Source organism: Polynucleobacter sp. Latsch14-2 (assembly GCF_018881925.1).
GTDB lineage: Bacteria > Pseudomonadota > Gammaproteobacteria > Burkholderiales > Burkholderiaceae > Polynucleobacter.
The window spans coordinates 1-11,036 of record NZ_JACVPL010000021.1; the positions used below are offsets into that span (position 1 = coordinate 1).

General features: G+C 43.4%; 8 protein-coding genes. All 8 read right to left on the reverse strand.

All coding sequences use genetic code 11. The annotated features are described in order from the left end of the window. Window positions 1–97: 97 nt before the first annotated feature. Complete coding sequence (locus ICN46_RS11195) at window positions 98–598, reverse strand: hypothetical protein (protein ID WP_216208797.1); 501 nt, start codon at window positions 596–598, stop codon at window positions 98–100. Window positions 599–776: 178 nt separating this feature from the next. Continuing rightward, window positions 777–1,424 carry a class I SAM-dependent methyltransferase gene (locus ICN46_RS11200; RefSeq protein ID WP_216208800.1) on the reverse strand — a complete coding sequence of 216 codons (648 nt, stop codon included), beginning with the start codon at window positions 1,422–1,424 and terminating at the stop codon, window positions 777–779. A gap of 147 nt (window positions 1,425–1,571) precedes the next feature. Further along, on the reverse strand, window positions 1,572–2,417 hold the full coding sequence (locus ICN46_RS11205; protein WP_216208802.1) for a glycosyltransferase family 2 protein: 846 nt from the start codon (window positions 2,415–2,417) through the stop codon (window positions 1,572–1,574). Continuing rightward, the gene (locus tag ICN46_RS11210; protein WP_216208805.1) at window positions 2,407–4,212 is read right to left on the reverse strand and encodes a glycosyltransferase family 4 protein; all 1,806 of its coding nucleotides are present in this window, start codon (window positions 4,210–4,212) and stop codon (window positions 2,407–2,409) included. Before ICN46_RS11210 ends, ICN46_RS11205 begins: the two co-directional genes overlap by 11 nt. Window positions 4,213–4,235: 23 nt before the next feature. Further along, complete coding sequence (locus ICN46_RS11215; protein ID WP_216208808.1) at window positions 4,236–5,498, reverse strand: TolC family protein; 1,263 nt, start codon at window positions 5,496–5,498, stop codon at window positions 4,236–4,238. Between the two features lie 241 nt (window positions 5,499–5,739). After that, window positions 5,740–7,074, reverse strand: coding sequence for a beta-barrel domain-containing protein (locus tag ICN46_RS11220; protein WP_216208811.1), 1,335 nt, complete (start codon window positions 7,072–7,074; stop codon window positions 5,740–5,742). Further along, window positions 7,071–9,104, reverse strand: coding sequence for a type I secretion system permease/ATPase (locus ICN46_RS11225; protein ID WP_216208815.1), 2,034 nt, complete (start codon window positions 9,102–9,104; stop codon window positions 7,071–7,073). Before ICN46_RS11225 ends, ICN46_RS11220 begins: the two co-directional genes overlap by 4 nt. A gap of 12 nt (window positions 9,105–9,116) precedes the next feature. Further along, on the reverse strand, window positions 9,117–11,036 hold a 1,920-nt coding region (locus tag ICN46_RS11230; RefSeq protein WP_216208818.1), incomplete at its 5' end, for a hypothetical protein.

Consider the following 11,036-nt stretch of genomic DNA (forward strand, 5'->3'; position numbering starts at 1 on the left):
TCAGTTTGGCTAAGGTGTTGATAGGTCATGGCTACTTTGACTTGGAGGTCTAGAAGCTTTGGATACTAAAACATCCTTAGCCTCCTTACCTAGTTGTTCAAAGTTGCACTTCGTGGTTGAATCCACCAAATATGAAAAATTTACAGTGGTCACTTATAGTTTCTTTTGTGATGTGATACTTAAAATTTATACCCCTAGCATTACTCGCCCAACGTTGATCAAATGACTCCGAAATACTGATTTGGGGCGAAAATACAATTGCAGTGTCCAATTCTAAGAGCCTAGAGAAAGCAATCGAGGCAAATCCCCCCATAGAGGATCCATAAGCAACTTTTTTTTGGTATCCCCTTTCAAGGGATATAGATTTAATTACTTCAAAAATATCCGGCGGCAGCGACTGGAACCAATCGCCATTAGATATCTTAAACGAAATTACGTCATAGCCATTCCTGAAAAAAATTTCACCTCCATTACGATTTCCATCCAAAGATCGACTTTCTAAGGAGGAAAAGATAAAGGCTAGATTTGTATTATTGTTATCGCCAATAAAGTGCTCAATTCTTACAAATTCAGAGCCAAAAAGAATATCGCTTTTCATAATTTATGATGCCCATACTATCTATTAAAGAGATAAATATAGTTCAAATACTCTAGAAACTACTGACCACTCAACCATAGGTGGTTACCTGACCTGGGGAGAGCTTTAATTCATCGGTTAACTAAAAACCAGCCAAATCAGATTCATACATCATAAATCTTCATTACAAAAATACTCACTATTTTGGCTTTTTAAGTACAAATTTTGCACCGTCAACTTCTAAATTAAGATTTTTCTGTCCAGCAAAGTGCTCCGCAGCCTTTTGCACACCTTCCCATGGCCAATCATCCCCAACTAATATGCCGCCGCCGTTCAAAATCTCCCAGTAAATCTCAAGATCATCCAATACGGGCTTAAATTCATGGGCAGCATCAATGTGAATTAAATCAAATTTAATATTCATTCGCTTAAATATTACCTGAGCATTAGCCGAAGTATTTGGGACTGGAATTATCATACCCTCGACGCCTGATGCGAGAACATTATTCAAAAATGTGTAATAGAGCCGAGGATAGCCATTTGAGAGCTTTAGAGATTCAAACATCCCATCAGTTCTCGCAGTATTCCAATGTTCAGGGCTACCTAAAAAGGTGTCAATTGCATAAATTTTAGCGTCAAGCCCAAGCTCCCTACAAATCTCAGCCATGAAAATAGTTGATTGCCCCTTCCAAACACCTACATCAGCTATTTTTTTTGGGCTAATATCTTTGATAATTTTCTTAAAAATGGGATGCAGCCCATTCCAACCCTGTCTATCGATCTTAGATTGGTCAACCTTAAGATCTTTATATATATTCATTCCAAAAAAATTTTCTAAATCGGTCATTTCAAGTTTCCGTTAGTTTCATCTACAACGAGTCATAAATCTATAATCAAGCCTGTTTGCTTATTAATTTGAGCTATTTAAAAACTACCTCTATAATCGGATGAAAGCGAGCTGCAAGGATTGACTCATTAGCAAAAAGGTTGGCTATTATTTATTAAAGCGATAAATATGCTTCAAATGCTCCAGCAATCTATTGACCGCGTTACCATCGGTAGTTACCTGACATGGCGCGAACTTCAATTCATCGGTCGATTCAAAGCCAGCTAAATCAAATTTATCTTGGGTCATATGCTCCCCGATGGCGCCTATGTAGTAACCTAAGTTAAAGTTAGTGTTCACCTTAATGTATCCATGCTTGATGAGGGATATTGCTTTAGCACAATCTTGCGAGAGCTCATCAAAGTCGGATCCCCACTCTCTGAATAGAGATTGAATCTCATCGCGAATTATTTCTTTCTCTGAGTAACTTACTTCACTGAATAATTTTTTATATTCAGCTAGATCTGCTTTAATTTCATCATGTGAGACCTTTGAGGCAATGTACCCCCATTGATGCCCAAGAGTATCCAATGAATGGCTATTTTTACTTCGTACACCATTCATATAGCTTGATTCTCCATAGGCTGCTCCGTAGGCTATCTGAGGATGAAGTTTCATCAATTCTAAAATTTGATTTAAAGCTTCAATATATCCAGGACCTATGACGAGGTCATCCTCAAAAAAGTATGCGTAGTCAGCCCCAAGCTCTTCAAAAACATATTTTTCCGCGCGATCATAATTCATCGCAATTCCAAGATTTGTCTCTGACTTAAAAATTTTTCCATTCGGGAAATAGCTTTTAAAAATCAACTCGCACTCATCAACCAAAGGTATATCTGCATCTTTTCTTTGGCCATCCAAAAAGATAGATATTTCACCAACAGGAGTAACTTTAGTTGCCTCTACGAGACTATCTAAAAACTGTTTTAAATAATGTGGCCTATTAAATGCCAATATTGCCAGAGGGTACATTACCGCCTTTAATCATCATGTCAAAGAAAAAGTGTAGATTTTTTGAATCCTCTGGATCAAGAATCATCATAGCTCGCAAGCCAATGCCCAATAATCTTGGATCCAAGGCCTTTAGTGCGCCCATATCTACTTCCTTTGGATTATAAAAGAACGTAATTTGGTTTTGCTTGCCAATAATCCCCTGCGGCACCTTGAAAATAATATTCATAGGCTCCGCACTCAATTTACCAGCCCAAACACCCACGCTATTAACGTATATCCTTAAGTTGGCGTTTTCCAGTGCAGGGTTACTATTTGCACGCAAAATTAAGTAAATTGGCTTTCCTGCAGCTAATATCCCAAGAGAGAATGAAACGGTAGACATTGGAAACTTACCCCAACGCCCCCACTCCTCTCCCTCATTCCAGTCCCCAAAACTCAGCCCATCAAAATTAGGAAGGAAATTTGCATCGGTTCCAATGGCATTGGATATGGGCAGCTTATACGCCTCAAGCGCCCTGCTGTGATCTTCGATTCTAGCGGGGGCAAAAACTAACTCCAAATTTTCCGGGAAGGTTTGATAAGAATTTTTTGTTTTGTGGGAAATCTTACTAACTAGATTTTTAATCGATTTTAAATATGAGTCATAACCAGAGAACTTAAATTTCTTAGAAATTTCTATCTCTTTTTTGCGCAAAATAGTCGGCGTATTATTTAACTTAAATAAGGTATCAACCCATTCAGTAGTGTCGTATTCATTGGCTACAAATGCTAAATTCTGAGATGCCTCTCTAAGAGAGGGGCAAGTTCCTACTACGCAAACCTTACCCATAGATAAAGACTCCGCAACCGGCAATCCAAATCCCTCTTCTAGGGCCGGATAAACGGTATATTCACAATCTTTGTATAACTGGACGAGCGCATCGTCATTGACACCAGTTAAAACTTTAACCTTACTTCTTAAGGCTGTATCGCCTGTTACGATTTTATAAAAGTCGTCTGACTTCCAGCCTTTTTTGCCGACGCAAATTAAATCAGGGGTTCCAAGCGGATCTTTCTTAACAAGACTTCGCCAGACACGCGCAATAAATTCATGATTTTTTCTACGCTCAACAGTTCCAACAAATAATACGAAAGGTTTTTTATCTTTACCAGTCGTACTTTTTACCCTTGAATGGGACGCCGACTTAAATGGGGAGATGTTTAATAGAACCTGAGTATCTGGTATGGCATTTGAATATTTAAAGAGGAATTTCATATCCTCCTTTGTTTTATTGGAAACAGTCCAAAAATGATCTATCAACTTGGTTGACTGAAGAAAATACTCCTCGGTATTTTTAACTAGATCCTCATCAAAATACTCTGGATGCTTAAGAGGAATTAGATCATGAATTAACTGAACAACTCTTGCATTTAATGTATTTTTAAAGAAGGAGATTATCTGATAGTAATCCACTGTGTTCCAAGGCGCACCAGTCAGGAGCAAGATATTTTCTGAGTTACCAATTTGGGACTTGAGCGCATCAAAAATTGTAATCTCGGAAGCGTTTTTCTTCAGCTCAATAAAAGCTTTGTTTCTCTCATCAACATCACCTATTTCAGTCCACTCAACCAGTTCAGATAAACCAAATAAGGTGATCTTTCGGTTTTGAATTGAAAAGCAATAGATATTGGAGCTTTTATCAATCTCTAGGGCTTTGAGAATGCTATATTGAACCCTCTGAATGCCAGAAACAGAAACATTACCTAATAAATATTTGATGTAATCATCTACATCAATAAACAAATTCTTTTTCATGTCCACTTCCCTGTCTCTATAGATTATTTTCTAAACAAAAACAACTGCGTCTTCTGCACTACTTCATCAGGATTTTCTGCCGCCACCAGAAGAAGATTCATATAGTTTGATGCTTGATTGGTTGCTGCTTGTGCGTATTCATTTCTGGCTTGGTACAAGGTCTGAATCGCAATGAGCACATCAGTCGTGCTTTTCACACCTGCCTCATAACTCTTTTGGTTTGCAGTCACACTGAGTCTTGCAGTATCCATTGCCTTCCATTTGATCTTGAGTGACTCAAGACCCGCCTCAACCAAGGCGTGCAGTTTTTGCGCTTCTACCTTCGTTTGTGTTTCGGCCTGCAATCTATTGCTGGTGCTCGCCTGAGCTTTTGCATAAGCGGTGTAGTTATCGGCATAACTGTTGGCATCAATCGGAATGGAAATAGCAATACCGTTATTGTTTGATTGCACACCGTTGTAATTGGTCTTTTGTAGTACGTAAGATACCGTCGGCAATACTGCGCCAGCTGCTTTAGCAATATCGTACTTAGCAATACTTTCCGTAGCTCTTGCAGAAATAATATTGGGATTTTCTTTTTCAACCTTATCCAAAATAGCTTGCAGGGGCTCAAGGGTGAAGTTCTCATGCTTGTTAGGCAAAATAAAGTCATTATGGTCAGGATAGATACCAGTAATCTGAAAGAACTGATCCTTAGCCCCTTTTAGATTGGCCTTGAGCGTTAAATCATTGGCTTTGGCCTGTTCAAACTTGACCTGCACATCGAGCATATCGGTGACGGTACCCTGACCTAACTCGTACTTACGCTGAGCGCCTTTGTACTGACTCTCTAGGGCATTAATTTGACCATCATTGGCTTTAATCGCTTCGGTAGCCAGGACAATTTGATTGACTGCATTGAGCGTCTTGGTTGCCAGATCATTGGTCTTGGATTGAAAGGTGGCGCCTGCCAAAGTCATGGTTGGACCACCTTGGCCAACTTGCGCTGCGGCGGCAGCATTAAAAATGGGCTGCGTCACGGTCTGCGTCATATTGGGAGAGGTAAACGTTGGCAATTGCTGGCGCGTATATAAGTAATTTGGCAAATAAGATAAGCGTCCACTAATCGCTTGCGATGTAGTGGCTTTCTTATCCGCTTTGGCTGCCTGGTATGTGGGATCTGCATCTTGAGCGGCAATAAAAGATCCCACTAAATCGACTGCAAAAGAAGGTAGTGGCGCCATCATGGTAGCAACCGCTAAAGAAATGACCGTCTTGTATTTATATGTCTTGCGTTTATGCATCATCTATTACTCTATCTTTTAATCTTGTTATCAACCAAGTTTCTGGTATTCATGTTTATTGCAAATACTGCCTTTAATTAGCCCTTAGGAAAAGTAATCTATTCCATAAAGCCTAATAAATTCAATCATTTAGGGGGTAAAACCCCGTTAGTTTCATACTTTACTATATAGAAGCTAATTCACCAAAATGAACGGGTTTGCACCAATAAGCGTAGCAATTTCTCTCATTTCATTTTTGCCATTTTTAGTCTTTAAACGCCTTTGCAAAGCGATCTGTAAGCGGCTTAAATAAATAGCTCATAAAAGTACGCTCACCCGTCTTAAAAATCACATCAGTTGGCATACCAGGCTGTATCTTGAGGTTTCCAAGTTCCTCCAGACCCTCCTTGGTAGCCTCCACCTTGGCTAGGTAAAACTCCCCTTGCGGGCCACCTGGTGCCGCGGGAAGTTTGTCGGCCCCAACCATGACCACCCTACCCGCAATAACAGGCGTGGTCGTTACATTAAAGGAACTAAATCGTAGGTCTGCTATCTGACCAACCTTGACCTTATCAATCATATTGGGGGGAACCTGAGCATCGACTACCAAGGCTGATTCCGATGGCACGATCTCTGCAACGACCTGTCCTGCAGGAACCGTTCCACCAATCGTATTGACCTTAAGTCCGATGACAGTGCCAGCTACCGGCGCCTTAATGGCAGTCAGGTCGCGATCAAATGCCACCGCCTGAAAACGATCCTTCAGGGCATCACGCGTTTTCTGAATCTCAGCCATCTGCGTATCAATATCTTTATAGTAGGCTGACTGCATTTGATTTAACTGCAGTTCTGCATCTACCTTTTGGCGTAAGACTTGATTGGCGGTTGATCTAGAGACATAACCTTCCTGTGCAAGAGTAGCGTTATTTTTAGCCTCTTCTGACAGTGTGGCTACCTGAGTACGACGACCATTGAGAACAGCAACAATTTCTGCTCTACGAGTATCAAAGAGTTTTTGCTGAATGCCCTTCGCTTCTTCCACCCTAGGATCGCTACCAAAGCTATCTAACTCTGTTGGCCAAGTAATTTTCGTATCACCCTTGCGCTCTGCTTTTAAGCGTGCCTCAGTTACTAGCGCACCTATATATTGCAGCTGTGCAGTAGACAGTTCTGCCTCTGCTTTTAACGGATTGATACGTATCAGCACATCACCCTCTTTAACAACATCGCCATCTTTGACCAAGATTTCTTGAATAACGCCGCCGGTTGGATGTTGCAAAGTCTTGCGGTAACCGCTAACCATGACAGTGCCTTGGGTAGTGACACCAGCATCTAATGGAGCAAAAGAAGCCCAGATTAGAAAGATGCCAAAACTTATTAAAAAGATCTTGGCAGCAGCACGACGGATCTTGGACTCTTCTACATTGACCGGAGCCATCGGACGATACTTAATCACATCAGGGTGATAAGGATTCCAAGCCTGAATCCAGCCCTCAGCTTTTTTATCAAGCTCTTTAAATTGAACCACCAGAGCATGGGTCTTGCTATTTTTTTTCTTATCTTCATCCCCAGGAATGATGAGATCGTCATTAGCACTCATGAGGTCTCTCCTGGTTTTGAATCAACTTGTGAAATTACTGGGCCATCAGGAACGATATTAGGCTTGAGCACCTCAGAGGCAGATGAAGGTACTGGTGACTGCGTACCTGAGGTACTTGCCGCAGCCGACGTAGTAGCATCTGACCGAACAACAGGCGCATCATTGGTAGCCTCTTTTGCGACGACATCTTCTGCACCCGCATTGCCATCAGCCTTATTACCTGGGACAACTTGCAAGTTTCTGACGGCATTAATCATTTCATCCGCAGGGCCAAAGCCAACTTGTCGGCCATTACGAAGTACCAGCAAATTATCCGCCACGCTGACCAAGCGCGGACGGTGCGTCGTGATAATGACAGCTGAACCTTGAGACTTGAGGAAGGTAATTGCCTGAGCTAGCGCAGATTCCCCCACTTCATCTAAGTTTGCATTAGGCTCATCCATGACAATGTATTTAGGGATGCCATAGAGTGCACGGCAAATGGCTAGGCGCTGACGCTGACCGCCTGACAAAGCAAAGCCAGTTTCACCAAGCTCGGTATCGTAACCACCAGGAAATGACAAAATCGTCTCGTGCATTCCAATGAGCTTGGTGGCTTGCACCACCTTGTCAGGATCAACTTCACCTAAGCGCGCAATGTTTTCAGCAACAGTGCCCTCAAAGAACTCAATTTCTTGGGGAACATAACCAATCTGGGGGCCAAACTCGTCATGATTCCAGTTGGAGATATCTACACCGTCCAAACGTACCGAGCCTTTAGCTGGAGCCCATACTCCAATCAGTAATCTAGCAAGGCAAGTTTTACCTGCAGCGCTAGGACCCACTACAGCAATAGCTTGTCCAGGTTTAACTTCAAAATCCATCTCCACCAATACCGCCTTGTTATGACCCGGCGGCACAGCTGCCACCTGACTGACCACTAAGTGACCCATCACTGGCGGTAATTGCATTTGACTTTGACGACGCTCATCAGACATTAGAAGCGCATTGAGGCGATCGTAAGCTTGGCGAGCAGAAATAATTTCTTTCCAGTTCGTCATCAGCTTTTGAATCGGGCCAACTGCTTTAGAAATCAACATCGATGCAGCCATCACCATACCGCCGGTAATAAGGTTTTCCATCGCCAAGAATGCACCCAAGGCCATTTGTAGTGAGGGCAACATCTTATTCAGAAGACCCGCAATGCCGCCAGTTAAGCCCGCAGCCTCACTTGCATTGACCTGATGCTGCAAATATTTATGGTGCTGCGTGTACCAACGCTGACGGATTGCACCCATCATCCCTAGAGCCAGGGTTGATTCAGCATGACGTAGGCTATTGGTAGCCACCCTTGCAGCTTCAGCATTGGCGTCATTAGCCGTTTTAAGCACTGGGCTAGATACTTTCTGGGAAAAATACGCAGCAACTAGCATGATTGCTGAGGCAGCAAGCGCAAAGATTGCCAAGAATGGATGAAAGAGTGCGCCAATAATAATAAAAACAACTCCAAACGGCGCATCAATGAGGGTTAACAAACCCTGCCCTGTTAAGAACTGGCGCAGAGTTGCTAAATCACCGAGAAGCTGTTGGACGTTCACATTCTTGCGACCAACATAACGTCTAAATGAAGCATCAAAAATATCAGCAGATAAGTCCCAGTCTAGACGTAAAGACAATCGCACCAATATCCGCGTACGAATCCACTCTACTGCTGACCAAAATACATAAAGCGCGACTACCAGCAACGTTAAAGAAATCAGCGTTACCCCACTGCGCGGGGCAATCACACGATCCATCACATTCATCATGTACAGCATGGGAACAATTGATAAAAAATCAATTAAGGCGGTTAATCCAAAAGCAAAATAAAAGGTGCGACGGCAGTCATGTAAAACTGCCTCAATTGGCTTACGCTCGTTGGGCGCAATCGCTCCTGGGCCCCGAGCATTTGCCTGTGGGCTCTCATTTTCCTGAGATTTTTGAGTCGATGCAGCTTCTGCGCCATCTGGCGTAGCCTGCTGCTTGATCTCTTCTTTATCCATATCGCTCATATTTATACCCCATTACTTCGTAGGATGGGTAATGCTGTGGTTCAAAAGCTCATCATGCATTGGGTCAAGAGCACCAATCAACTGAACTGGTGGTAAGTCGAAATGTGCGCTAGATGCAGCATTGAGCAATGCATCAGCTGCGTTAGCTGCATGTCCTGGGGTCTCAACCACAGCAATTTGCTTGATGCCCAAATTCTCGAGATGTAATGCATCCGCAGCAGTAAATCCGCCTGCTTCAGCAATCGCAGAAGCGACATCACCAGAGATCACAAGAGAGATATCTACTGGCTTACCATCTTGACTATGCGCAATATCAGTTGCATGGTTAGCAGGATCAAGCGTACTCAAGAGGTGGCTAATATCACTCATTGCGCTAGCATCATGCACTGGTAAGCCAAGGTCAATGTAGAGTTGATGTGCAGAGCCGGTCTCAACCGCGTTGACACCAAGTTCAGCCATTGCTTTGAGGCTGGTTGCTAAGTGGGCGTAGTTCTCAACCACTTGAGCGCTTACATCAAGTACAAGGTTTGCATCTGGCAAGGCTTGTAGCATGCCGGCATCGACCAACGCAGATGCCAATGCGTCACTAACCACAACATCGCCGCTATCCACCACAAAGTCACTGACTCCAGAAGCTGTTAGAGCATGTAAGAGGTCACCAAACTTATCCGGTGTAGTGAAATTCAGTAGATCAATACCGTGCAGAGCATGATCTGTTGCTGTTACAGCATTAGTATTAAGAGTGCCATCATCAACTAAAGAAGCCAATTCTTTATCCAATGTGGCATCAAGGCTTATTGGAGCGGCATGATCACTAGAGCCTACGAGATGCTGCTCATAATTAAAGCCATGGCTGTGTAATTGCTCGATTGTGCCAATATTCATCCAATCAGCTGGGCCTGCTAGGGCTGCCTCTAATGAATCTACAGAGCCGATACCTGTAATACCTGCATCATTCAATGCAGCCAACAATTCACTAGAGATGCTTGGGCTAGCGTAGGCTAAGTCAGATAACTGTTGATGTGTTAGGTCAACAGTAACATCTAGCCCAATTGCACCCTTAGCAGCTTCACTTGCATCTAATGTGAAATGTGGCAAGGCATTCTCTAGATTATGAATTGCCTCAGAGCTATTTAGGGATATTGAACCAAGATCAATGCTAACGTGCTCAATACTGTCTGTACCGATTAATCCATTCGCTATATCAACATGACCTACATTCAGAATCTCTAAATCTTTTAGGCTTGTGCTGAGGTGTGTTGAATGGCCGTGTACAGATACGTCCATTGAACTATCAAAGCTACCAAAGTGATGGCTTGCTAATACGCCAGCCTGCGCATCAGTGATGCTCAGGGTGAGGTGATCGCCAGTAGCATGACCAGCGTGCGCTTGATCGGCTAAGTGGATCGCTGCATCTAAGTTATGGAGTGCCGCTAATGCGCTATCACTACTAAAGTCGCCAGCTGCCAGTTGCTCAATACTAATGTCGCTAATACCGTGGTTAGCCAAGGTATCAAGATCGGCTGTTAAGCCGGCACCACTGCCACCCGCTAAGTTGGCGATAGCGTTCAATTCAGTAATACCGCCATGCGCATCGCTATCGAGTGCCAAGGTGACTGGGCCACCCGTAAATGCGGGTAAGCCACCGACTAAGCCATTAAAGTCTGCGCTGCCCAGATCGACTGTCAGGCCACCACCAGCAACAGAGACGGCTGCAATGTTCAGGCTCTCAAGATCTTTGAGGCTGGTCGATAGATGCGTGCTGTGCGCGCCATCAAGGATCACATCGCCAGTACCAAAATGTCCAAAGTGATGGCTTGCTAATACGCCAGCCTGCGCATCAGTGATGCTCAGGGTGAGGTGATCGCCAGTAGCATGACCAGCGTGCGCTTGATCGGCTAAGTGGATCGCTGCATCTAAGTTATGGAGTGC

Coding starts and splice junctions, on each gene's coding strand:
- ICN46_RS11195 (WP_216208797.1), bottom strand. CDS start 598: ATGAAAAGCGATATTCTTTTTGGCTCTGAATTTGTAAGAATTGAGCAC.
- ICN46_RS11200 (WP_216208800.1), bottom strand. CDS start 1,424: ATGACCGATTTAGAAAATTTTTTTGGAATGAATATATATAAAGATCTT.
- ICN46_RS11210 (WP_216208805.1), bottom strand. CDS start 4,212: ATGAAAAAGAATTTGTTTATTGATGTAGATGATTACATCAAATATTTA.
- ICN46_RS11215 (WP_216208808.1), bottom strand. CDS start 5,498: ATGATGCATAAACGCAAGACATATAAATACAAGACGGTCATTTCTTTA.
- ICN46_RS11220 (WP_216208811.1), bottom strand. CDS start 7,074: ATGAGTGCTAATGACGATCTCATCATTCCTGGGGATGAAGATAAGAAA.
- ICN46_RS11225 (WP_216208815.1), bottom strand. CDS start 9,104: ATGAGCGATATGGATAAAGAAGAGATCAAGCAGCAGGCTACGCCAGAT.